Source organism: Phyllobacterium sp. SL163 (assembly GCF_049896885.1).
Classification (GTDB): domain Bacteria; phylum Pseudomonadota; class Alphaproteobacteria; order Rhizobiales; family Rhizobiaceae; genus Phyllobacterium; species Phyllobacterium calauticae.
On the sequence record NZ_JAFCVE010000008.1, the window covers coordinates 69,676 to 92,772 of the forward strand.

Sequence of the window (23,097 nt, forward strand, 5' to 3'; positions counted from 1 at the left end):
GGGATCAGGACGCAATAACCAATGCGCGAGTGGGCACCGATCATATGGCACAAACGGACAGTGCAAAACGCGCATTGGCAGTCAGGCAGCGGCATTGGCGCCGCCGCCGCAGCACGCTGCTCGGCCCCTGGCGGAAATTTTCCCGCTGGCTGGCGCAGTGGATGCCGAAACGGCTCTATGCCCGCTCGCTGATCATCATCATCGCACCCATGGTGCTGCTGCAGTCGGTCATCGCCTTCGTGTTCATGGAGCGTTACTGGCAGACGGTCACCCAGCGCCTGTCGACGGCCGTGGTGCGCGACATCTCCGGCATCATCGACCTGATGGACACCTATCCGCAGGACCCCGGCTATGAAAACCTCATCCGCATTGCGCGCGAGAGGTTGTCGCTCAACATCTCCATCCTGCCGCCCGACCCCCTGCCTGCACCCGGTCCGAAGCCGTTCTTTTCCATTCTTGACGAACCGCTGAGCGCCGAGATCACCAAGCAGATCAACCGCCCGTTCTGGATCGACACAATAGGCGATTCCGATCTCGTCGAAATCCGCATCCAGCTGGAAGGCAAGGTTCTGCGGGTCTTTGCCCGCCGCAGCCAGGCCTATGCCTCGAACACGCTGATTCTCCTGGTCTGGATGTCCGGCTCGGCGCTGGTGCTGCTGGCGATCGCCATCCTGTTCCTGCGCAACCAGATCAAGCCGATCCAGCAACTGGCCGCGGCCGCCGACAGTTTCGGCAAGGGCCGGGCGACACCGCCCGATTTCAAGCCGCGCGGCGCGGAGGAAGTCCGGCGGGCGGGCGCGGCCTTCATCGTCATGCGCGAGCGCATCGAACGCCAGATCGAGCAGCGCACCACCATGCTGAGCGGCGTCAGTCACGACCTGCGGACAATCCTCACCCGCTTCAAGCTGCAGCTTGCGCTGGTCGGCCACAAGGTCGATACGGAAGCGATGGAGCAGGATATCGAGGACATGCAGTCCATGCTGGAGGGCTATCTCGCCTTTGCCCGCAGCGAGGCGGAGGAAGAAACCGGCACCTTCAACCTGGAACGCCTCTTCGCCAAGCTGAAAGAGGAAGGCACCCTGCTGGAGCGCGGCTTCAAGTCCAGCATTCGCGGCGAACCGGAGATTCAGGTCCGGCCCAATGCCTTCTCGCGGCTGATCTCCAACCTGGTATCGAACTCGTTCCGCTATGCCAAGAATGTCGTCGTCACCGCCGATCACCGCGACGGCTGGCTGAGCATCACCATCGACGATGACGGCTCCGGCATCCCCAAGGAGATGCGCGACGAGGTGTTCAAGCCATTCTTCCGGCTGGATGAGGCGCGCAATCAGGATGCCAGCGGCACCGGGCTCGGGCTTGCCATCGCGCTTGACATTGCCCGCAGCCATGGCGGCGATATCACCCTGGACGAAAGCCCCATGGGCGGCCTGCGCGCCGTCGTGCGTATTCCCGCCTGATCGTCAGGCGGCCCGGTTGCCGATCGGCGTCACGCAGGAGGTTTCGGCGGTTGCCTGGACACCGCGCAAATACAGCGCACAGGTGGTGCGCAGCATCGAGGCGAAATTCGGAATCTCGCCATTGGCCTGCAGGGCCTCATCGTAGAGCGTCGAGATGAAGCGCGGCGTCGTCATGTTCTGACTGACGGCGATCTCGTCCAGAAGCTTCCAGAACGTGACTTCCAGCTGGATGCTGGTGGAATGCCCGGCAATGCGCACAGAACGGTTGATCTGCCGGTAGCCTTCCGGATCCTGTTCTGCAAATACCTTACACATCCAACGAACCTCCCTTTTCTGCTTCGCCCTCGGCCATCCCCTTGATGCGCTTCATCCCGGCAGGTGAAATTTTGCGCACCGGATCGGTTTCCGGCGAAAATTATTCCGCTCTTCCGGCGGTGTGGTAGCCGATTGCCACCCATTCTGTTTTCCCGGGTCCATAATCGCCGACATGCCCTGCAACTGCAACCGAAGTTTTGCCGCGGGGCGCAACGTCAAAGGAGGTCTTTTTGGCAAAAGCCATCCATTCCATGATCCGCGTGCTCGATGAGGACAGGTCCGTATCATTCTATCAACAGGCATTCGGCCTCGAAGTCGCCGACCGGCTGGATTTCGACAGTTTCACGCTCGTCTATTTGCGGAACAGCGAAACGGCATTCGAGCTCGAACTGACAATCAACAAGGGCCGCACCGAACCCTACAATCTCGGTGACGGCTACGGCCATCTCGCGGTCAGCGTCGCTGATCTCGACGCCCAGCATGTCAGGCTGAAAGGTCTTGATTTCACAATCCGTGACATTGTCGAATTCAAGCGTGAGGGCGCGCTGCTGGCCCGGTTCTTTTTCGTCGAAGACCCGGACGGCTACAAGATTGAAGTCCTGCAACAACAGGGCCGGTTCGTCTGAAACCGGCTGAACGGCGTTGGAGGACGCCATCAGCCAGCAAGGGCGCGCTCGGGGGAGAGCGCCGATAGCAAGCAAGGGAGGAAATCCATGGTAACGATATTCAACCGCAAGGCCGCGGAGCCGGGCAAATCCGGCAGCGCCGCGCAGGCGGGCCTGTCGCGGCGTGAACTGCTCAAACGGGGCGGCATGGCCAGCCTCGGCGCTCTGCTGGTCATCAGCGGCAATTCCATCATCCATCCGCAGCAGGCCTGGGGCCTCGAGACATCCAGTCTCAAGCCCGAGACCATGGCGACGCTAATCCAGCTGGCGCGCGATATCTACCCGCATGACAACATTCCGGACCGCTTCTACGCCATTGCCGTCAAACCCTACGACGCCAAGGCAGGGTCCGATCCCAAGCAGAAGGAGCTGATCGAGACCGGCATCGCCGACCTCGACAGGCGGGCCGGCAAAGGCGGCTATCTCGGTCTCGACTGGGAAGAGCACCGGTTGAAACTGCTGCGCCAGATCGAGGACACGCCGTTCTTCCAGACAATTCGAGGTGGTCTTGTCACCGGGCTCTACAACCAGAAGGAGCTGTGGCCACTCTTTGGCTATGAAGGCGAATCCTACTCGAAGGGCGGCTATATCGCCCGCGGCTTCAGCGACATCGAGTGGCTTTGAGCCGTCTCGGCCATCGCACATTGTTCTTCAGCCTATCGGGAGGAAACCATGGCTGCACCTTATGATCTCAAGGACGACCACGTTGTCGTCATCATCGGTTCCGGCGCCGGCGGCGGTACGCTTGGCAACGAACTCGCGCAGAAGGGCATCGACGTCGTCATACTCGAAGCCGGCGCCCGGCATGAATATGAAGACTTCATCAATGACGAATGGGACAGTTTCGGCCAGCTTGCCTGGGTCGACAAACGCAGCACATCCGGCGACTGGCGGGTCGCCAAGGATTTTCCCAACCTTCCCGCGTGGATCGTCAAGTCGGTTGGCGGCACCACCACCCATTGGGCCGGTGCCTCGCTGCGTTTGCAGGAGCACGAATTCCGCACCCTGAGCCATTACGGCAAGCTTGAGGGCGCCAATCTGCTCGACTGGCCTCTCACCCTGAAGGAGCTCGAGCCCTACTACGCCAAGGCCGAGGACAAGATGGGCGTGACCCGCACCAATGGCATTGCCGGCCTGCCGGGCAACAACAACTTCAAGGTGCTGAAAGCCGGGGCCGACAAGCTCGGCTACAAGGAATGCCACACCGGCAACATGGCGATCAACTCCGCCGAGCGGGATGACCGCATGGCGTGTCAGCAGACAGGGTTCTGTTTCCAGGGGTGCAAATGGGGCGCCAAATGGTCGACGCTCTATACGGAAATCCCCAAGGGGGAAGCCACCGGCAGGCTGGAAGTCCGCCCCAATGCGATGGTGCAGAAGATCGAGCACGACAAGAGCGGCAAGGTGACCGGCGTGCTCTATGTCGACAAGGACGGCAAGCAGCATGTGCAGAAGGCCCGCATCGTTGCCGTGGCCGGCAATTCGATCGAGAGTCCGCGCCTGCTGCTGAATTCCGCCTCGACGATGTTCCCCGATGGACTGGCGAACTCCTCCGGCCAGGTCGGGCGCAACTACATGCGCCACACCACCGGCTCGGTCTACGGCGTCTTCGAAAAGCCCGTGCACATGTATCGCGGCACCACTATGGCCGGTATCATCCGCGACGAGGCACGGCATGACCCGGCGCGCGGCTTTGTCGGCGGCTATGAAATGGAAACGCTGTCGCTCGGCCTGCCCTTCATGGCGGCGTTTCTCGATCCGGGCGGCTGGGGCCGTTCCTTCACCTCGGCGCTCGATGAATATGCCAACATGGCCGGCCTGTGGATCGTCGGCGAGGACATGCCGCAGGAGAACAACCGCATCACCCTGCACAAGGAGGAGAAGGACCAGTACGGCCTGCCCATCGCCAATGTGAACTTCAGCGACCACCCCAACGACACCGCGATGCGCAACCATGCCTACAAACAGGGTCAGGCCCTCTACAAGGCCGTCGGCGCAACCCGCACCTTGCCGACACCGCCCTACCCGTCAACCCATAATCTGGGCACCAACCGCATGAGCGAGAAGCCGAAGGATGGCGTGGTCAACAAGTTCGGCCAGAGCCACGACATCAAGAATCTCTTCGTCTCCGACGGCAGCCAATTCACCTCGGGCGGGGCGGAAAACCCGACATTGACGATTGTCACGCTTGCCATCCGGCAGGCGGACTACATCGCCAAGGAGATGGCGGCGAAGACGATCTAGTTTTAGGAACTGAAAAAGCTCTGGGCGCAAAAGCCGACTTTTGCGCCCATGAATCTCATCAAGAGCTCGTATTTAGAACAGCTTGCCGCCGTTCGGCACCGGCTTGCTGATGGCGGCCAGAACAACGCCGCCCTCCTCGTCCGGAAAACCCAGTGTCAGAACTTCCGACATGAACGGGCCGATCTGGCGCGGCGGGAAGTTGACCACCGCCATCACCTGGCGGCCTTTCAGTTCGTCCAGCGTATGGTGCTTGGTGATCTGCGCGGAGGACTTCTTCACCCCGATTTCCGGGCCGAAATCGATCTTGAGCTTGAAGGCCGGCTTGCGCGCTTCCGGGAAGGTTTCCGCCTCGACGATGGTGCCGACGCGGATATCCACTTTCTCAAAATCATCAAAACTGATGGTCATCATATTCAACTCAAACAAACCGACATGCTTCAGGTCAGGCGGAACCGACCGTCTCGAACAGAATGCTATCGAGCGATTCCCGTGCTGTCGAGCCCGACCAGACAACAAACTGGAATGCCTGGAAATAGGTCTCGCAGGCATCCAGCGCACTGGACAGAAGCACTTCCACCTGTTTGCTCGTCGGTTCCGCACCGCCGGACAGAAGCAGCGACTGGCGGTACATCACCGCGCCTTCCTGGCGCCACAGATCGAAATGCCCCATCAGCAGCTGTTCGTTGATCAGCGACAGCAATCGCATCACTTCGTTGACGCGCGGTTCGCTGACCGCGATGTCAAAGGCGCAGGCCAGATGCAGCGCCTCGAAATCTTCCATCCACGAGAAGGAAATCTGGTAATCGGTCCAGTTGCCCTCGACCGTAATGGCAATCTCGTCGTCCCCGGTGCGCTCGAAAGCCCATTCATTGGCATGGGCCACATGTTCAATCACATCGACCGGATGCAAATCACGCGCAATCTCTATTTCCAGAAGGCTCATCGCCATTACCTGCTCAATCGAATCTCATCTGACGCTGCGGGAGCACAGCGCACCCACCCAAAGGACACCTAACGCTTGAAAACTCACCGGCAGGCAGTACGCACCAGCCGGACCACGGATATGAACTTGTTACCCGCTGCATGACCATTGAAACGAATCATGCTGTAATTTCAGTGTATTGATGCTGAGTCCGAGCGCCAGTCCCCTTTTGACCAAATGGCGCGAATGGGTGTGGACAGATGTTATGAAAATGATTCACGACCAGCCTTTAACTGACTCTAAGAAAACGATTTTCGGCGATTTCCACCTGTTGATAATTTCTTAAGATTTATTTTGGGGACAGCCCGAATATGCCGGATAAATCACCGCGAAACGGCGCCCGTGCGCCCCGCAGAGCGTGTCCGCGATTCCGGAGCGGTCAAAAATGCAAAAGGCCCACTGCCCGGACACGGGCAATGGGCCTGCAAAAATGCGATTCTTTTGACGGTCAGTCCTTCTTGGCGCGCGTGCCGGACGCCGCTGCCTTTGCCGGTTTTGCCGCATCGGCGGCGGGCTTTTCCTTGTGACCGACGAGCGCTTCCAGCGCTTCTATACGGGCGAGCAGCGCCGTGTTTTCGGCACGGGCACGGATGGCCATTTCGCGCACCGCTTCGAAGTCCTCGCGCTGCACCACATCCATGGTGTTGAGCAGCCGTTCAGCCTGCCCACGGAAAGCGGTTTCGACTTCGCGGCGGACGCCCTGCGCTGCACCGGCGGCGTCGGTCACGAGCTTGGCCAGTTCATCAAGAACGCGGTTTGATCCATTGGTCATGGCAGATACCTCTGTTGCTTTCCCCATCAAATAATCGCCGCGGCAGGCGATTGCAAGCGAAGGTCATAATTGCGCAAATGTTACCGGACAGGCGGCTTGACGCTGTTCCTGCCCTCGCGCATGGTCCGCGCCGATGAACCAGATGATGACGGAGTGCCTATTGTGAGCGAAATACTTGTCCCGACGATGGCCGCGATCGCATTTCCCAATATCGATCCGGTGATCTTTTCCATCGGGCCGTTCTCCGTTCACTGGTATGGCCTCGGCTATGTCGTCGGCATTCTCTTCGCCTGGTGGTACGGCAAGAGACTCATCAGCAAGCCGCGCCTATGGGCCAACAACACGCCGCCGATGAAGCCCAACGATCTCGACGACTTCGTCCTGTGGGCTGCGCTCGGCGTGGTTCTGGGCGGACGCATCGGCTATATCCTGTTCTACGATCTCGCCCGCTACATCAGCCACCCCTTCGACATCTTCAAGGTGTGGGAAGGCGGCATGTCCTTCCATGGCGGGTTGATCGGCACCACGCTGGCGATGATTCTTTTCGCCCGCTCGCGCAAGATCAAGGTGTTCAGCATGATCGACACCATCGCCGCGGGCGTTCCTGTCGGCCTCGGGCTGGTCCGGGTTGCCAATTTCATCAATGGCGAACTCTGGGGCCGCATCACCGATGTGCCCTGGGGCATGATCTTCCCGACCGGCGGCCCGTTCGTCCGCCATCCGAGCCAGCTGTACGAGGCGGCGCTGGAAGGCATCGTCCTGTTCGCCACCCTGGCGCTGCTGATCTTTTACGGCCGCAAGCTGAAGAGCCCGCGCTTTATCGGCGGCGCCTTCATCACCGGCTATGGCCTGTCGCGCATCTTTGTCGAGTTCTTCCGCGAGCCGGATGCCCAGCTCGGTTATCTCTATGGCGGCTGGCTGACGATGGGCATGATCCTGTCCGTTCCCATGGTGCTTGTCGGCCTGTGGGCGCTGCTGACCGCCCGCAACCCGGAAGTTTCCACCGGACGATGACACTGAAACAACGCATCATCCGGCAGATCGGGCTGACCGGCCCGATCAGCGTTGCCGACTACATGGCGCTGTGCCTGTTCGATCCGGATGCCGGCTATTACACGACGCGCGAACCGTTCGGCCGCGAGGGCGATTTCATCACCGCCCCGGAAGTCAGCCAGATGTTCGGCGAGCTTGCCGGCGTCTGGTGTGTCAGTGCCTGGCAGGCGATGGGATCGCCCGCCGCATTCATTCTGTGCGAGATGGGGCCCGGACGCGGCACGCTGATGCAGGACGTGCTGCGCACGGCATTAAAGCTTGCTCCGGATTTCATCGCGGCGGCACAGATCCGCATGGTCGAGATCAGCCCGCGCCTCGTGCAGATCCAGAAAGAGACACTCGCGCCATCGGGCCTAGAAATCCAGTGGCATGCGCAGTTCGGCGATTTGCCATCCGGTCCGCTGGTTCTCTTGGCCAACGAGCTGTTCGATGCCATTCCGGTCCGCCAGTACGTCAAATCGGGCGGGCGTTTCGTCGACCGCATCGTCACCGTCGACGACGGCGGCAACCTGGCATTTGCGGCGGGAAGCGGATCGATCGATACGGCGCTCTTGCCCGCCGGATACAGCACGGCACCCGATGGCAGCGTTGTCGAGATTGCCCCGGCACGCAGCGCGCTGATGCAGGATATCGCCGAACGCCTGCACCGCGCGCGCGGCGCGGCGCTGCTCTTCGACTACGGCCATCTGCAGCAGGGTTTCGGCGATACGCTGCAGGCGCTGCGCAGCCATACGCCTGTTGATGTGCTGGACACGCCGGGTGAAGCCGACCTGACCAGCCATGTGGATTTTGCCATGCTGGCAAAGGCCGCGCGTTCTGAAGGCTGCACGGCGAATGCCATGACGCAGGGAGATTTTCTCATCGCCATGGGCTTGCTCGACCGCGCCGGTGCCCTCGGCCGCGGCAAGCCGGCGGCGTTCCAGGAGCAGATCCGCGCCGATGTCGAGCGGTTGGCAGGCCCCGATCAGATGGGCACGCTGTTCAAGGTGCTTTGCGTCGCGGACTCCGCCACACATTTGTTTCCATTCGAATCCATATGACGGAAGCAATTGACTTCGCGTCGATGCTCCACCACCATCCGCAGCCTTGAGAAAGAGCAATCCGGCATGATCACGTCTGAAAAACCAGTAGCGCTGCACGCTTCCCTGCTGGGGTCTCCCGAGAAAGATCGAATCGCTCACGGGTTCTTCACCCGTATCGGCGGTGTTTCCACAGGTATCTACGCCGGATTGAACGTCGGCAGCGGCTCCAACGACAATCAGGACCATGTCCGGGAAAACCGCAGGCGCGTCGCCAATGCTTTGGGCGCCGACCTCTCTCATCTCGTCACCGTGCATCAGGTGCATTCGCCCGATGTCATCACGGTTACGGCGCCGCTCACCGGCGAGCGGCCCAAGGCCGACGCCATGGTGACGGCGACACCCGGCCTTGTCATCGGTGCGCTGTCGGCCGATTGCGGCCCGATCCTGTTTGCCGACCGCGATGCGAAAGTCATCGGCGCGGCCCATGCGGGCTGGCGCGGCGCCCTTGGCGGGGTACTGGAAAACACCATCGACGCGATGATTGCGCTCGGTGCGAAACGCGGCAACATCCAGGCGGTGCTGGGACCAACGATCGGCCCCGACAATTACGAAGTCGGCGCGGAATTCTATGATCAGTTCACCGGAACCGACCCGTCCTACACCCGTTTTTTCCGCGACTCCGCCAAAGAAAACCACAAGATGTTCGATCTCTGGGCTTTCATCACCATGCGGCTGGGCAATGCCGGGGTGAACGCCGCCGCACTGGAGAAATGCACCTATGCCGAGGAAGACCAGTTTTTCTCCTACCGGCGCACCACCCACCGCAAGGAACCGGACTATGGTCGCCAGATCTCGGCGATCACCATTCTAGAGGAACAATGATGGCCCTTCATTTCGAGCCCGAGGAATTTGCGGCACGCCGCGACCGCCTGATGATGGTGATGGCCGAGCAGAAGCTGGATGCCATTCTGCTCTTCGCGCAGGAGAGCATGTACTGGCTGACCGGCTATGACACGTTCGGCTTCTGCTTCTTCCAGTGTCTCGTCGTCAAGTCCGATGGCAGCCAGGTGCTGATGACCCGCTCGGCCGATTTGCGCCAGGCCCGCCAGACCTCGAACATCGAAAACATCGTGATCTGGGCCGACCGCGACAATGCCAATCCGGCAGCGGATTTGCGCGAACTCCTCAACGATCTCGACCTGCTCGGCAAACGCATCGGCGTCGAATACCAGACCCATGGCCTGACCGCCGCCAATGGCCGCAAGCTCGATGAGCAACTCGCCGCCTTTGGCCAAATCGTCGACGCATCCGGTCTTGTCGACAGGCTGCGCGTGCTGAAAAGCCCGGCTGAAATCGCCTATAGCCGCAAGGCGGCCGAACTTGGCGACGAGGCGCTGGATGCAGCGTTGAAGCTCATCAAGGCCGGTGCCGACGAAGGCGACATCCTCGCGGCCATGCAGGGCGCCATCTTCGCCGGCGGCGGCGATTACCCGGCCAACGAATTCATCATCGGTTCGGGCGAAGATGCCCTGCTGTGCCGGTACAAGGCCGGGCGGCGCAAGCTCACGAAAAACGACCAGCTCACGCTGGAATGGGCCGGTGTCTATCGCCATTACCACGCGGCAATGATGCGCACCGTGCTGACCGGCAAGGCGTCGAAACGCCATCTGGAGCTCTATGACGCGGCCCGCGAGGCGCTCGAGGCAGTTGAAGAGGCGATGACTCCGGCATCAACTTTCGGTGATGTGTTTGACGCGCATTCCCAGGTGATGGAGGCGCATGACCTGACGCGGCACCGGCTCAATGCCTGTGGCTATTCGCAAGGCGCGCGCTTCACACCCTCATGGATGGACATGCCGATGTTCTATGCCGGCAATCCGGAGCGGATACAGCCCGACATGACGCTTTTTGCCCATATGATCATTATGGATTCCGACAGCGGTACGGCCATGACATTGGGACGGACCTACCTCACGACCAATGGCGCTGCCGAGCCACTTTCGCGCCAACCTCTTGACTTGATCGTAAAATAAAACTTTTGTCAGCTTTCGTTTTTTCGAGATGGCACAACTATGGCTCATGATGGGGTTAGACCAAAGATGATGTCTCGCAAATCACTGACCTATACCTGTGTGGCGCTGGCGGCTCTTGGCCTCAGTGCCTGCAACAGCGCCGAATCGCCGATGGGCGTGACAAAGAAAGACCTTCCGGCAGCGCAAGGCACAGCTGCAGCGCCGGGAACGGTCACGCCGGGCACCACGCCGGCAACGGTGACCACCGCGACGCCGACGGCCACGGCGCCAGGGACACCCGCAGCAACGCCGCAACCGGGAACCGCAACGTCCGCTGGCACCGCCGTTGCATCGGGCGCCGCGCAGCCGGGTGTGTCCCGCACGGCAAAACTGCGTTTCGCCCCGATCGTCGGCGCCCCGATTGCCGCCGCCACACCCTTGTCGCAACGGCTCTCGGCGCTGGCCAAGGCCAAGGGCATCGTTCTGGGTACGGCCGCCGATACCGACAACACGCATATCATGAAGGGCTACTTCTCCGCCCTGCCTGACGGCAACCAGACGACGATCATCTATGTCTGGGACGTGCTCGACCCTGCGGGAACCCGGCTTCACCGTATCCAGGGACAGGAAATCGTCCCCGGCAACGGAACGGACCCTTGGAGCACCGTGCCGCCGAAGGTGATGGAATCAATCGCCGACAAGGCCATCGACGGCTATCTGAAATGGGTATCCGGCGCCAAGACGTGACATATTTACGCGTTTGACGCGATATTAGCGAGGAACTGTGCATGAATCTGCCCTGCCCGCTTGCAATGTGCGTCAGGCACAGTAAAAGGCCCCGCATATCCTTCACTTGGCTGGCACCGGGGAAAATACGGGCATGAAACTATTCGCGGGCAATTCCAATCGCGTTCTCGCTGAATCTGTCGCCAAATATCTCAATATTCCGCTTGGAAAGGCCAGCGTCCGGCGCTTCGCCGACGAGGAGATATTTGTCGAGATCCAGGAAAACGTGCGCGGCGAAGATGTCTTCGTCATGCAGTCGACGTCCTTCCCGGCCAATGATCACCTGATGGAACTGCTCATCATGATCGATGCCTTCCGCCGGTCCTCGGCAAAGCGCATCACCGCAGTCCTTCCGTATTTCGGCTATGCCCGCCAGGACCGCAAGCCCGGTCCGCGCACCCCGATCTCCGCCAAGCTGGTTGCCAATCTGATCACCGAAGCCGGTGCAAACCGCGTGCTGACGCTCGATCTGCACGCCGGCCAGATCCAGGGCTTCTTCGATATCCCGACCGACAACCTCTATGCCGTTCCGGTCATCGCCCGCGATGTCCGCGCTCATTACGGCACATCGAATGTCATGGTCGTCTCGCCCGACGTCGGCGGTGTGGTTCGTGCCCGTTCGCTGGCCAAGCGCATCGACGCGCAGCTTGCCATCGTCGACAAGCGCCGCGACCGTCCCGGTGAATCGGAAGTCATGAACGTTATCGGTGAAGTCACCGGCAAGGATTGTCTGCTGTTCGACGATATCGTCGATTCCGGCGGCACATTGTGCAACGCGGCCGAAGCGCTTCTTGCCAAGGGTGCTACCAGCGTCACCGCCTACATCACCCACGGCGTGCTTTCCGGCGGTGCGGTCGCCCGTATTGCCGGCTCGAAGCTGAAGGAACTGGTGATCACCGACTCCATCCAGCCGACACCGGCCATCGAAGCGGCGCACAATATCCGTGTCCTGTCGATTTCCGATCTGATCGGTGAAGCGGTTTCGCGCACAGCCTCGGAAGAATCGGTTTCCAGCCTGTTCGACTAGAGCCGGAGCAGGATTCCGGCCAGCGCTGCCAATCCCAGCACAACAAGCATGTTGAAGCGCAGCGCAATCAGTGCGACTGCCGCTCCCGACGCTATGGCTGCCGCCGCCCAGTCAAAGGCGGCGAGGTCCAATACCGGCAGATGCAGCGGCCCAACCAGCCTTTCCTGAAACGCACCAAACAGCACATGCAGGCCGAACCATACGGCAAGATTGGCGATGACACCGACGACGGCGGCGGTGATCGCCGCCAGCGAGGCTTTCAGCCAGCCGACATGGCGCAGCCGCTCGACAAAGGGCGCACCGGCAAAAATCCAGAGAAAACACGGTGCGAAGGTGAACCACAGCGCCGTCAGCCCGCCAAGCAGCCCGCCGGTGAGCGGATCGAAGCCGGACAGGCGCGCGCCGCCGACGAAACCGACAAAGGCCAGCACCAGGATGAGCGGTCCGGGGGTGGTTTCAGCCAGCCCCAGCCCGGTGAGCATTTCGTCAGGCTTCAGCCAGCCATAATAGTCCACCGCCTGCTGCGCCACATAAGCCAGTACCGCATAGGCGCCGCCGAAGGTGACGACGGCCATCTTGGAGAAGAACGCTGCTTCGGCGGCAAAGACATTGCTCTGCCCCAGCCCGGCCAGCAAGAGCGCAAGCGGCCCCAGCCAGAGCACGGTCCACATCAGGACGGACCGGAAAGCACCGCGCGCCGCGGGTTCGACAATGGTTCTGTCGGGCAATGACGGGGACACTCTGTTGGTCAGGCGATAGCGCGCAAAGCCGAAAATCCCCGCGATCAGGATGACCAGCGGAAACGGCATCTTGATGAGGGCAATGGCGACAAATGCGCAAACCGCGACGCCATAGGCGGGATAGTCGGTCAGGGCGCGCTTGCCGACCTTGATCAGGGCCTCGAGCACAATCGCCAGCACGGCCGCTTTCAGACCAAACAGCAGCCCTTCGACGACGGGCACCTGCCCGAAACTGACATAAAGCGCCGACAGCGCCAGCATCACGCACGCGCCCGGCAGGATAAACAGAAGCCCGGCGACAACACCGCCCCTCACCCCGTGAAACAGCCAGCCGAGATAGGTGGCAAGCTGCATCGCTTCGGGACCGGGCAGCAGCATGCAGAAATTCAGCGCATGCAGGAAGCGTTCCTCACTGATCCACTGCTTTTCATCAACCAGCACGCGGTGCATCATCGCGATCTGGCCGGCCGGACCGCCGAAGGACAGAAGGCCGATCTTGCCGAAGGTATAAAACGCGTCGCGCGCCTCGATTTTTTGCTGTTCCAGCGCTATTGTCCCGGCCATCGCCCGTCCCTGTTCCGTTGTCCCGCCCTAAACAGCGCCTATGACGGTGGAATGACAGACTTTCCCGGCATACCGGTCAAGCAACAAACTTGCACATAGCGTCTCTTTCCGTTATAGAGCCGCCATCCGCGTAGACACCCTTGGAGGCAACGCGGAATGGGGCGGTCATTTCATCCGGTTCCGGATGGCCATGCGACCGCTTCATGTTTTTTGGGCTTTCTTTGCAGACAACCCGGAAAACACTCCAGATTTGAACCTCGAAAGGAAATGCCATGAGCGAAGCATACGAGCTCAAGGCCGAGGCGCGCGAACGGGTTGGTAAGGGGTCCTCCCGGGAAATTCGCCGCAACGGTAAAGTGCCAGCAGTCATCTATGGTGACAAGCAGGCACCAATCTCGATTACCCTCGACTACAAGACACTCTACTACAAGATTCACGGCGGCGGCTTCAAGACGACGATCGCGAACATCCAGCTGGATGGCAAGACCATTCAGGTCCTTCCCAAGGACTTCCAGCTCGATCCGGTCAGCGACAAGCCAGTGCATGTTGACTTCCTGCGTGTGTCGGCAAAGTCGGTTGTGAACGTGAACGTCCCTGTTCACTTCCTCAACGAAGAACTGTCCCCAGGCATCAAGCGCGGCGGCGTTCTCAACATCGTTCGTCACGATGTCGAACTGCATGCCCCGGCAAATGCAATTCCGGATGCGATCGAAATCGATCTGACCGGCCTGCAGATCGGTGACTCGATCCACATTTCCGCTGTTACACTGCCGAAGGGCGTAACATCGGTTATCCACGATCGTGACTTCACCATTGCCACGATTGCCGCTCCGGCTGTTCTCGCTGCAGAAGACGAGACCGTTGAGGCAGCAGCCGAGACCACTGAAACGGCAGAAAAAGACGGCGAGTAATCGTCTCTATTGGGAGCTATGGCACCGTGCTGCTCATCGCAGGTCTTGGCAATCCCGGCTCCCAATATGCTGCAAACCGGCATAATATCGGTTTCATGGCGGCGGATGAAATACACCGTCGCCATCGTTTTTCTCCCTGGACCAAGAAGTTCCAGGCCCTGATCGCCGACGGCACGATCGACGGCGAAAAGGTCATTCTGATCAAACCCCAGACGTTCATGAATCTGTCCGGCCAGTCCGTTGGCGAGGCCATGCGCTTCTACAAGCTGGCGCTGGGCGATCTCGTCGTCATCTATGATGAACTGGACCTGCCGCCGGGCAAGCTGCGCGTGAAGACGGGCGGCGGTTCGGGCGGGCACAACGGCATCAAGTCCATCGATGCCCATTGCGGCAAGGACTACCGGCGCATTCGTGTCGGGATCGGTCATCCCGGCGTCAAGGAGATGGTGACACACCATGTCCTCGGCAATTTTTCCAAGGCGGACGGGGAATGGGTCGAACCCATTCTCGGGGCCATCGCCGACAATACGGGTTTGCTCGTCAACAAGGACGATGCCGGGTTCATGAACCGTGTGGCGCTCGCCACCGGCAGCGGCCACAGGAACGAGCCGAATCCGGTTGCAAAACCGGCGGGTCAAAGCCATATCCGGCAGGCACGTCCGGCCAAGCCGAACGTCAACATTCCAAAAACCGGCCCGATGGCCGACATGCTGAACAAGCTCTTCGGCAAGAAAGAATAAGGATCGCAGATTATGGGTTTCAAATGCGGCATCGTTGGCTTGCCCAATGTTGGCAAATCGACGCTTTTCAACGCCTTGACCAAGACAGCTGCCGCGCAGGCTGCGAACTATCCGTTCTGCACCATCGAGCCGAACACCGGCGAAGTTGCCGTGCCTGACCCGCGCCTGCAGGCCATCGCCAAGATCGGCAAATCCGCCAACATCGTCCCGACCCGTATCAGCTTTGTCGATATCGCTGGCCTCGTGCGCGGCGCGTCCAAGGGTGAAGGCCTCGGCAACCAGTTCCTTGCCAACATCCGCGAAGTCGACGCCGTGGTGCACGTGCTGCGCTGCTTTGAAGATGACGACATCACCCATGTGGAAGGCCGGATCGATCCCGTCTCCGACGCGGAAACCGTCGAGACGGAACTGATGCTTTCCGACCTCGATAGTCTCGAGCGCCGCATCGTGCAGTTCCGCAAGCGCGCTGGCGTCAAGGACAAGGAAGCCCTCACCGTTCTTCCCGTCATGGAGCAGGCACTGTCCCTGCTGCAGGGCGGCAAGCCGGTGCGCTTCATGCTGAACGGCATTGCGCCGGACGACCTCCTCATTCTGCAGGGCCTCAATCTCCTGACCTCAAAGCCTGTGCTCTACGTTTGCAACGTCGCCGAAAGCGATGCGGCAACCGGCAACGAACACACGGAAGCCGTCGAGGAAATGGCAACGGCCCAGGGCGCCGAGACGGTGACGATCTCCGCTGCCATCGAAGCGGAAGTCGCTCAGTTGCCGGATGAAGAGGCCAAAGAATATCTGGACGCGATGAACCTGGACGAGCCCGGTCTCGATCGCCTGATCCGTGCCGGTTACAAGCTCCTGCACCTGATCACCTATTTCACCGTCGGACCGAAGGAGGCCCGCGCCTGGACCGTTGAACGCGGCTCAAAGGCGCCGCAGGCCGCCGGCGTCATCCACACGGATTTCGAGCGCGGCTTCATCCGCGCGCAGACCATCGCCTATAATGACTATGTCACCCTCGGCGGCGAAGTGCCCGCCAAGGAAGCCGGCAAGGCGCGCGACGAAGGCAAGGAATATGTAGTGCAGGACGGCGATATCATGCTGTTCCGTTTCAATACATAAGACGCGCTTCTGCCTCTTGAACCAAATGCGCTCATGCCTATTATGGTGGCATGAGCGACTACAATCCCCGATATGCCTATGAGGATTTCACGGTCGGCAGCGAATGGCTGCTCCCCGCGAAATCCGTCGAAGCCGGTGAAATCATCGATTTCGCCACCCAGTTCGATCCCCAGCCCTTCCATCTGGACGAGGCTGCGGGCAAGGCCAGCATCCTTGGCGGCCTTGCCGCCTCCGGCTGGCACACGGTTTCCATGTTCATGCGCATGATGTGCGATGCCTATCTCCTCGATTCCACATCGCAGGGTGCGCCGGGCATCGACTACGCCAAGTGGAAGAAGCCGGTTCTTGCCGGGGACACGCTGACCGGCAAGAGTACGGTCATCGAACGGCGCGTATCCAAATCCAAGCCGGACCTCGGCTTCATCGTTCTGCACCACGCCATCTCCAATCAGCATGGCGAAGTGGTCTGCGAACTGCAGAACACCGGCATGTTCACATTGCGGGAGCCCGCCGCAGCATGAGCGCAGCCCTCACCGCCCTTATCGGGATCGAACGCGATCTCGGCACGCACACATTCACCGCCGAAGAGATCGTCACCTTTGCCAGGAAGTACGATCCGCAGCGTTTCCACGTGGATCCGGAAGCGGCCAAACATAGCAATTTCGGGGCACTGTGTGCCTCCGGCTGGCATACGACGGCCATTTGGATGCGGCTGAATGTCGAGGACATGAAACGCCAGATCAAGGCGGCCATGGAGCGGGGCGAAACGCCGCCGCAATTCGGCCCCTCGCCCGGCTTTGAAAACCTGAAATGGCTGAAGCCTGTTTATGCCGGGGACACGATCCGTTTTACCCGGACGCTGAACGGGTTTCGCGCGCTGCAATCGCGCCCCGGCTGGGCGATGATGCAGATGTCATCCGCAGCCTATAACCAGAACGAACAGAAGGTCCTGGAGTTCAACAGCGCCGCGTTGATAGGATTAGCCTAGTAAGGGGCCGCAGAAGGCCCTCAGTGGCCTTCATAGGCGATGAGCGTGCGCACGTTGACGCCGAGCGCTTCGAGCTTCCTGCGCCCGCCCAGATCAGGCAGATCGATGATGAAGCAGGCGCTGACAATATCGGCACCCATCTGCTGCAACAGTTTCACCGCAGCTTCGGCCGTGCCGCCCGTTGCGATCAGGTCATCGACGAGAATGACCTTCTCGCCGGGCACGATGGCATCCCGGTGCATCTCCATTTCATCGACGCCATATTCCAGGCTGTAGGCGATGCGCACCGTGTCATGCGGCAGCTTGCCCTTCTTGCGGATCGGCACGAAACCGGAGGACAGCTGGTGCGCCATGGCGCCGCCGATGATGAAGCCGCGCGCTTCCACGCCGGCAACCTTGTCGACCTTGCCGCCCGCATAGGGATGGACCAGTTCATCGACGGCCCGGCGAAAGGCGCGTGCATTGCCAAGCAGGGTCGTGATGTCGCGAAACATGACACCGGGTTTGGGGTAATCGGGGATATTCCGAATGGCATCCACCAGCGTCTGCTTCAGCGTCGAATCCATGTCGTCACTCCTTTGTGCCTGCAAGGCGCACAGCGGTGCAGTCTAATAGACCACCACCGCAAAAGAAAAGGGCGCAAGGCGCCCTTTCCGGATCAGATATTGTCAGAGCCGATCAATGTTCGATGTCGGCCCAGATTCGGCGCTTGGCGACGTAGAGGAGACCCGCAAACAGAACAAGGAAGATCATGACGCGGAAACCGGTCTTCTTGCGGTCTTCCAGGTGCGGTTCAGCGGCCCACATCAGGAATGCCGATACGTCCTTCGAATACTGCGCCAGTGTCTGCGGCGAACCGTCATCATAGGTCACCTGGCCATCCTGCAACGGCTGGGCCATGGCCAATGACTTGGCGGCGATGAAGTAAGGGTTGTAGTGCGTGCCCTCGGGGATCTTCATGCCTTCCGGCGGTGTTTCGCCGAAGCCGGTCAGCAGCGCGTGAATATAGTCCGGTCCGCCTTCCTGATACTGTCCCCAGAAGATGTCGATCAGGAACTGCGGGAAGCCGCGCTCGACAGCACGAGCCTTGGCGATGAGCGAGAAGTCGGGCGGAGCGGCACCATTGTTGGCGGCAGCCGCTGCCTGTTCATTGGCGAACGGCGCCGGGAAATGATCGGCCGGAATAGCCTTGCGGGTGAACATCTCACCTTCCGCATTGGGGCCGTCCTTCACTTCATATTCCGCGGCGAATGCCTTGACCTGCGCTTCGCTGTAACCGAGTTCCGAAAGCGAACGGAAAGCCACCAGCTTCATCGAATGACAGGCGGAGCAGACTTCCTTGTAGATCTTCAGACCGCGCTGAAGCTGCTGCTTGTCATAGGTGCCGAAGGGGCCGGCGAAGGACCACTTCATCTGTTCCGGATGCTTGATCGGGAAGTGCGTCGGCTCAGCAGCATTGTGGGCTGCTTCTTCCGCAAACGCACCGCCGCCGAAAGCCAGCATGGTACCGAGACCGGCAGCTGCGAGACCGAGGAGGATTTTTTTCATCGGAGAGTCCTTCACGTTTCTCAGCCTTTGGTTTCCGGAGCCGCCGCAACACCCGCGGGCTGACCGCCGCTCTTGGTCTTGGCAAGCACAGCTTCGGTAATCGAGTTTGGTATGCGGCGCGGCGTTTCGATCAGGCCGAGCAACGGCATGATGATGATGAAGAAGCCGAAGTAGAAGGCTGTGCCAAGCTGCGAAAGGATCGTGTAGATGCCTTCGGCAGGACGCGAACCGAGCCAGCCGAGCATGATGGCATTGGCAACGAAGATCCAGAAGAACAGCTTGTACCAGGGACGATAGACGGCCGAACGCACCTTCGATGTATCGAGCCATGGCACGATGAACAGGATCGCGATCGAGCCGAACATGGTCAGAACGCCGCCGAGCTTCGAGTTGATCGGTCCGATGTTGAAGGTGATGGCGCGCAGCATCGCGTAGAATGGCAGGAAGTACCATTCAGGAACGATGTGGGCTGGCGTCTTCAGCGAGTCAGCCGGGATGTAGTTGTCCGGATGGCCCATGTAGTTCGGCATGTAGAAGACGAAATAGGCAAAGAGGATCAGGAAGAGCGACAGCGCAAATGCATCCTTGATGGTTGCATAGGGTGTGAACGCCACCGTGTCCGTCTTCGACTTGACTTCAATACCGGTCGGGTTGGTCTGGCCGGTCACGTGCAGGGCCCAGACGTGCAGGATAACAACACCGGCAATCATGAAGGGCAGCAGGTAATGCAGCGAGAAGAAGCGGTTGAGGGTCGGATTATCCACGGCAAAACCGCCGAGCAGCAGCTGCTGGATCGGGTCACCGATGATCGGAAACGCCGTGAAGAAGCCGGTGATAACGGTTGCACCCCAGAAGGACATCTGGCCCCAGGGCAGGACGTAGCCCATGAAGGCGGTCGCCATCATCAGGAGAAGGATGATCACGCCGAGAATCCACAACAGCTCGCGCGGCGCCTTGTAGGAACCGTAGTAGAGCCCGCGGAAAATATGCACCCAGACCGCAAGGAAGAACATCGATGCGCCGTTGGAATGCAGGTAGCGCAGCAGCCAGCCCGAATTCACGTCGCGCATGATCTTTTCAACGGAGTTGAATGCCAGTCCCGTCTCAGCCGCATAATGCATGGCCAGAACGACACCGGTAATGATCTGCGCCACCAGCATGATCGCCAGAATGCCACCGAAGGCATAGGCGTAGTTGAGATTGCGCGGAACAGGATAGGCAACGAATGAATCATAGATCAGACGCGGCAACGGAAGTCGCGCATCGACCCATTTTTCGATACCTGTGTTCGGCGTATAGGATGAATGTCCACCGCTCATGTCGTGTCTCCCCCTGGAACCTTAGCCGATCTTGATGACGGTGTCGGAAATGAATGAAAGTGGCGGGACGGGCAGGTTTTCCGGTGCGGGACCGGAACGGATGCGCCCGGCAGTATCGTATTGCGAGCCGTGGCATGGGCAGAACCAGCCGCCGAAATCCCCCTGCTGGCCGAGCGGAATGCAACCCAGATGGGTGCACACGCCGATCATGACCAGCCAGTTTTCCTTGCCTTTGCCTGCACCGCGATCAGCATCGGTCGCCTGGGCATCGCTCGGCAGATTGGCGTTACGCGCAATCGGATCCTTGAGCTGGCTCAGCTGGACGTTTTTGGCATCCTCGATTTCCTTCGGCGTACGATTGCGAATGAAAACGGGTTTACCGCGCCATTTGACCGTCAGGGACATGCCCGGTGTCAGCGCTGAAACATCAACTTCGATGGACGAGACTGCCAGCGTGGATGCGTCCGGTCTCATCTGGTCGATGAAGGGCCATGCAAAGGCTCCCGCTCCGACCACACCGGCCATACCTGTCGCAATATAGAGGAAGTCACGCCGTGTTGGCTCGGTCGTATCGTGTGCGCTCACGGGGCCTGTTCCTTTCCGAATAACAACGCAGCAGGAGAGTCCACTTTGTCACCACAATACACGACTGGCCCATAGAATGAGCCTCGCGGATTCCCCAGCATATTGCGTGGTTTCTAAGCATGTCGCATGAGCTTGTCCAGCCTGACAGAGCCACAAGGGCAGGATGTCGCAGGGATAAGTCGCCACACCTTTTCCACTCTTTGGCCATGAATCTGTTTGCATTTTCGCAGCGGCCTCACAGCCGCCCGATAAAGCCGCCGGATTGGCGCGCCCAAAGTCCGGCGTAGAGCCCGTTGGCGGCGATCAGCGCGTCGTGGCTGCCGCTCTCGACAATGCGTCCGCCATCCATGACCACAAGCCGGTCGAGCGCAGCGATGGTCGACAGGCGGTGCGCGATGGCGATGACGGTTTTGCCGCGCATCAGCCGGTAGAGATTGTCCTGGATAGCCGCTTCCACTTCCGAATCGAGTGCCGACGTCGCCTCGTCGAGAATGAGAATCGGTGCGTCCTTCAGCATGACCCGCGCAATGGCGATGCGCTGCCGCTGGCCGCCGGACAGCTTGACGCCGCGTTCGCCCACATGGGCATCGAAGCCCCGCCTGCCCTTGGGATCGGTCAAGGCGGCAATGAAGGTGTCGGCCTGCGCATTCTCCACGGCCTGCCGCATCAGTTCATCGGATGCCTCGGGACGGCCGTACAGGATGTTGTCACGCACAGAGCGATGCAGCAGCGAGGTGTCTTGCGTTACCATGCCGATATGCGCGCGCAACGAGTCCTGTGTTACCTCCGCAATATCCTGTCCGTCGATCAGAATGCGCCCGGCCTGCACGTCGTAGAAACGCAGGAGCAGGTTGACCAGGGTGGACTTGCCCGCACCGGAACGCCCGACAAGCCCGACCTTTTCGCCGGGAAGAATGTTCAGCGACAGATTGTCGAAGACCGGCTTCGAGCGGTCATAGTGGAACTGCACATTGTCGAAACGGATGGCGCCTGCGGGTACCGCAAGCTGTGCCGCACGGGGTTTGTCGACAACGGTGACCGGCCGCGCCAGCAGTTCCATCGAATTCTGGATGGTACCGTAATTGCGCAGGAGACCGTTGAGGTTGGCCATGGTCCGTCCCAAAAGCATGCTTAACCGCAGGACAAGGCCGATGGTGAAGGCGATGGCGCCAGGCGATATTTCCGACTTCAACCACAGATCGATGGAAACAATCGCCACGGCGCAGATCATCACACCGCTGGTTGCGCCGAGTGCAATGCGGATGCCGCTCAGGCCGCGCGTCAGCGGAATGATGGCATCGAGCCAGCGCTGCATGCCCTGCCGCATATAGGCGTCGTCGCGCTCCGCACTGCCGAACAGCTTCAGCGTCTGGATATTGCTGTAACCATCGACCAGCCGCCCGGTGACGACGGAGCTCGCTTCGGCTGTTTCCGCCGCGGCCCGGCGCACACGCGGCAGGAAATAGCGGGCAATCAGGCTGAACACAGCGAGCCAGACGACGACGATCGTTGCCAGCCGCCAGTCAAGGTCGCCGATCAGCGCGATGGTGGTGACGCTGTAGACGATGCAGATCCAGATGGCCTGCAGAAGCGTCATCATAAAATCGCCGACAGCCTGCCCGGTCGCCCAGACCTTGGTGACGATGCGGCCGGAAAAGTCATTCTGGAAGAAGGCGAGGCTCTGGCGATAGGTGTGCAGATGCGCCTGCCAGCGCACCAGATTAAAGAAGCCCGGCACGACGGTCTGCTCCTCGACCAGTGCCGACAGCGTCAGGATGATCGTCCGGGCGATCAGGACACCCGCCAGCATCAGAAGGAGCGGCGTGCCGTGATCCTGCATCAGGCCTTGCCAGCCCTTTGCCGGGTTGACCGATGCCAGAATATCGACGAGCCCGCCGAGAAACCAGAACAGGCCCGCTTCCGTCAAAGCGACCAGCCCGCCCAGCACCAGCACGGCGAAAAACGCGGCCTTGGCCTGCCGGACATAGAACCAGATGAACGGGAACGGCCGCGACGGGACATGATCCGCCGGCGGTGCGGCGTAAGGATCGATCCAGCTTTCGAACAGACGGAAGATATTTCTCATGCGGTGCACATCGGATCAGGAGCCTTTCAGGGTCAGACGTGCAGCGCGCGACTGAAAGAATACTCTTGAGCGAGTCCCCTCGCCGGTCAAATTAAAGTTCATTCAGATATTTCCCGGCAAAGAAAAATGCTCCCCGGCGGAACCGGGAAGCATTGGTGCAGTGTG

At 60.3% G+C, this 23,097-nt stretch carries 25 protein-coding genes; 15 read left to right on the top strand and 10 right to left on the bottom strand.

The window, feature by feature from the left end; all coding sequences use genetic code 11:
- Positions 1–161: 161 nt before the first annotated feature.
- Complete coding sequence (locus ACP7B1_RS18240; RefSeq protein WP_426137198.1) at positions 162–1,457, top strand: sensor histidine kinase; 1,296 nt, start codon at positions 162–164, stop codon at positions 1,455–1,457.
- Between the two features lie 3 nt (positions 1,458–1,460).
- Here ACP7B1_RS18240 and ACP7B1_RS18245 read toward each other — a convergent pair whose 3' ends face one another.
- Positions 1,461–1,772, bottom strand: a complete 312-nt coding sequence (locus ACP7B1_RS18245) for a ribbon-helix-helix domain-containing protein (RefSeq protein WP_223612590.1) — start codon at positions 1,770–1,772, stop codon at positions 1,461–1,463.
- 230 nt (positions 1,773–2,002) lie between these two features.
- On the opposite strand from ACP7B1_RS18245, the gene ACP7B1_RS18250 reads away from it, so the two are divergent.
- The 3 genes from ACP7B1_RS18250 to ACP7B1_RS18260 all read left to right on the top strand — a co-directional run bounded on the left by ACP7B1_RS18250 (position 2,003) and on the right by ACP7B1_RS18260 (position 4,681).
- Complete coding sequence (locus tag ACP7B1_RS18250; RefSeq protein ID WP_346304963.1) at positions 2,003–2,398, top strand: VOC family protein; 396 nt, start codon at positions 2,003–2,005, stop codon at positions 2,396–2,398.
- An 87-nt stretch (positions 2,399–2,485) separates the two neighbouring features.
- Positions 2,486–3,061 (top strand): gluconate 2-dehydrogenase subunit 3 family protein, encoded by a 576-nt coding sequence (locus ACP7B1_RS18255; protein WP_346304962.1) that lies wholly within the window; start codon positions 2,486–2,488, stop codon positions 3,059–3,061.
- 48 nt (positions 3,062–3,109) lie between these two features.
- The gene (locus tag ACP7B1_RS18260; protein WP_346304961.1) at positions 3,110–4,681 is read left to right on the top strand and encodes a GMC family oxidoreductase; all 1,572 of its coding nucleotides are present in this window, start codon (positions 3,110–3,112) and stop codon (positions 4,679–4,681) included.
- A 72-nt stretch (positions 4,682–4,753) separates the two neighbouring features.
- Here the strand turns inward: ACP7B1_RS18260 and ACP7B1_RS18265 are convergent, their stop codons facing one another.
- The 3 genes from ACP7B1_RS18265 to ACP7B1_RS18275 form a co-directional block, all read right to left on the bottom strand.
- Positions 4,754–5,092 (bottom strand): tRNA-binding protein, encoded by a 339-nt coding sequence (locus tag ACP7B1_RS18265; RefSeq protein ID WP_346304960.1) that lies wholly within the window; start codon positions 5,090–5,092, stop codon positions 4,754–4,756.
- Positions 5,093–5,123: 31 nt separating this feature from the next.
- Positions 5,124–5,624, bottom strand: a complete 501-nt coding sequence (locus tag ACP7B1_RS18270) for a YbjN domain-containing protein (RefSeq protein WP_091877999.1) — start codon at positions 5,622–5,624, stop codon at positions 5,124–5,126.
- 487 nt (positions 5,625–6,111) lie between these two features.
- Positions 6,112–6,435 carry an accessory factor UbiK family protein gene (locus ACP7B1_RS18275; protein WP_346304959.1) on the bottom strand — a complete coding sequence of 108 codons (324 nt, stop codon included), beginning with the start codon at positions 6,433–6,435 and terminating at the stop codon, positions 6,112–6,114.
- Positions 6,436–6,597: 162 nt separating this feature from the next.
- Here ACP7B1_RS18275 and lgt point away from each other — a divergent pair, with 162 nt between their 5' ends.
- From lgt to ACP7B1_RS18305, 6 genes are all read left to right on the top strand, one after another.
- On the top strand, positions 6,598–7,449 hold the full coding sequence (lgt, locus tag ACP7B1_RS18280; RefSeq protein ID WP_223612584.1) for a prolipoprotein diacylglyceryl transferase: 852 nt from the start codon (positions 6,598–6,600) through the stop codon (positions 7,447–7,449).
- Positions 7,446–8,528: a class I SAM-dependent methyltransferase gene (locus ACP7B1_RS18285; RefSeq protein WP_346304958.1), complete on the top strand. Its 1,083-nt coding sequence runs from the start codon at positions 7,446–7,448 to the stop codon at positions 8,526–8,528. Before lgt ends, ACP7B1_RS18285 begins: the two co-directional genes overlap by 4 nt.
- 66 nt (positions 8,529–8,594) lie before the next feature.
- Positions 8,595–9,392, top strand: a complete 798-nt coding sequence (gene pgeF, locus ACP7B1_RS18290; protein WP_346304957.1) for a peptidoglycan editing factor PgeF — start codon at positions 8,595–8,597, stop codon at positions 9,390–9,392.
- Positions 9,392–10,543, top strand: coding sequence for a M24 family metallopeptidase (locus ACP7B1_RS18295; protein WP_346304956.1), 1,152 nt, complete (start codon positions 9,392–9,394; stop codon positions 10,541–10,543). Before pgeF ends, ACP7B1_RS18295 begins: the two co-directional genes overlap by 1 nt.
- Before the next feature lie 69 nt (positions 10,544–10,612).
- Positions 10,613–11,269, top strand: coding sequence for a hypothetical protein (locus tag ACP7B1_RS18300; RefSeq protein WP_346304955.1), 657 nt, complete (start codon positions 10,613–10,615; stop codon positions 11,267–11,269).
- 133 nt (positions 11,270–11,402) lie between these two features.
- A complete protein-coding gene (locus ACP7B1_RS18305; RefSeq protein ID WP_223612579.1) occupies positions 11,403–12,335 on the top strand; it encodes a ribose-phosphate pyrophosphokinase in 933 nt (310 codons plus the stop codon).
- Here ACP7B1_RS18305 and chrA read toward each other — a convergent pair.
- Positions 12,332–13,639 carry a chromate efflux transporter gene (gene chrA, locus ACP7B1_RS18310; RefSeq protein WP_426137173.1) on the bottom strand — a complete coding sequence of 436 codons (1,308 nt, stop codon included), beginning with the start codon at positions 13,637–13,639 and terminating at the stop codon, positions 12,332–12,334. The two genes, ACP7B1_RS18305 and chrA, sit on opposite strands and share 4 nt — an antisense overlap.
- Positions 13,640–13,911: 272 nt before the next feature.
- Between chrA and ACP7B1_RS18315 the strand changes: the two genes are divergently transcribed.
- Genes ACP7B1_RS18315 through ACP7B1_RS18335 form a run of 5 tightly spaced genes read left to right on the top strand, consistent with a single transcriptional unit; the run spans position 13,912 to position 17,394 of the window.
- On the top strand, positions 13,912–14,550 hold the full coding sequence (locus ACP7B1_RS18315; RefSeq protein WP_223612577.1) for a 50S ribosomal protein L25/general stress protein Ctc: 639 nt from the start codon (positions 13,912–13,914) through the stop codon (positions 14,548–14,550).
- Between the two features lie 26 nt (positions 14,551–14,576).
- Complete coding sequence (gene pth, locus ACP7B1_RS18320; protein ID WP_346306551.1) at positions 14,577–15,290, top strand: aminoacyl-tRNA hydrolase; 714 nt, start codon at positions 14,577–14,579, stop codon at positions 15,288–15,290.
- A gap of 12 nt (positions 15,291–15,302) precedes the next feature.
- Complete coding sequence (gene ychF / locus ACP7B1_RS18325) at positions 15,303–16,406, top strand: redox-regulated ATPase YchF (protein ID WP_346306552.1); 1,104 nt, start codon at positions 15,303–15,305, stop codon at positions 16,404–16,406.
- A gap of 50 nt (positions 16,407–16,456) precedes the next feature.
- A complete protein-coding gene (locus ACP7B1_RS18330) occupies positions 16,457–16,927 on the top strand; it encodes a MaoC family dehydratase (RefSeq protein WP_223612574.1) in 471 nt (156 codons plus the stop codon).
- The gene (locus ACP7B1_RS18335; protein ID WP_346306553.1) at positions 16,924–17,394 is read left to right on the top strand and encodes a MaoC family dehydratase; all 471 of its coding nucleotides are present in this window, start codon (positions 16,924–16,926) and stop codon (positions 17,392–17,394) included. Before ACP7B1_RS18330 ends, ACP7B1_RS18335 begins: the two co-directional genes overlap by 4 nt.
- 20 nt (positions 17,395–17,414) lie before the next feature.
- Here ACP7B1_RS18335 and ACP7B1_RS18340 read toward each other — a convergent pair whose 3' ends face one another.
- From ACP7B1_RS18340 to ACP7B1_RS18360, 5 genes are all read right to left on the bottom strand, one after another.
- Entirely contained in the window at positions 17,415–17,960 is a 546-nt protein-coding gene (locus ACP7B1_RS18340) for an adenine phosphoribosyltransferase (protein WP_403183893.1), read from the bottom strand.
- Between the two features lie 112 nt (positions 17,961–18,072).
- Complete coding sequence (locus tag ACP7B1_RS18345) at positions 18,073–18,942, bottom strand: cytochrome c1 (protein ID WP_105732028.1); 870 nt, start codon at positions 18,940–18,942, stop codon at positions 18,073–18,075.
- 20 nt (positions 18,943–18,962) lie between these two features.
- Positions 18,963–20,261 (bottom strand): cytochrome b, encoded by a 1,299-nt coding sequence (locus ACP7B1_RS18350; RefSeq protein ID WP_346306282.1) that lies wholly within the window; start codon positions 20,259–20,261, stop codon positions 18,963–18,965.
- A 21-nt stretch (positions 20,262–20,282) separates the two neighbouring features.
- Complete coding sequence (petA, locus tag ACP7B1_RS18355) at positions 20,283–20,846, bottom strand: ubiquinol-cytochrome c reductase iron-sulfur subunit (RefSeq protein ID WP_105732026.1); 564 nt, start codon at positions 20,844–20,846, stop codon at positions 20,283–20,285.
- A gap of 235 nt (positions 20,847–21,081) precedes the next feature.
- The gene (locus ACP7B1_RS18360; protein ID WP_346306281.1) at positions 21,082–22,932 is read right to left on the bottom strand and encodes an ABC transporter ATP-binding protein; all 1,851 of its coding nucleotides are present in this window, start codon (positions 22,930–22,932) and stop codon (positions 21,082–21,084) included.
- Between the last annotated feature and the right edge of the window lie 165 nt (positions 22,933–23,097).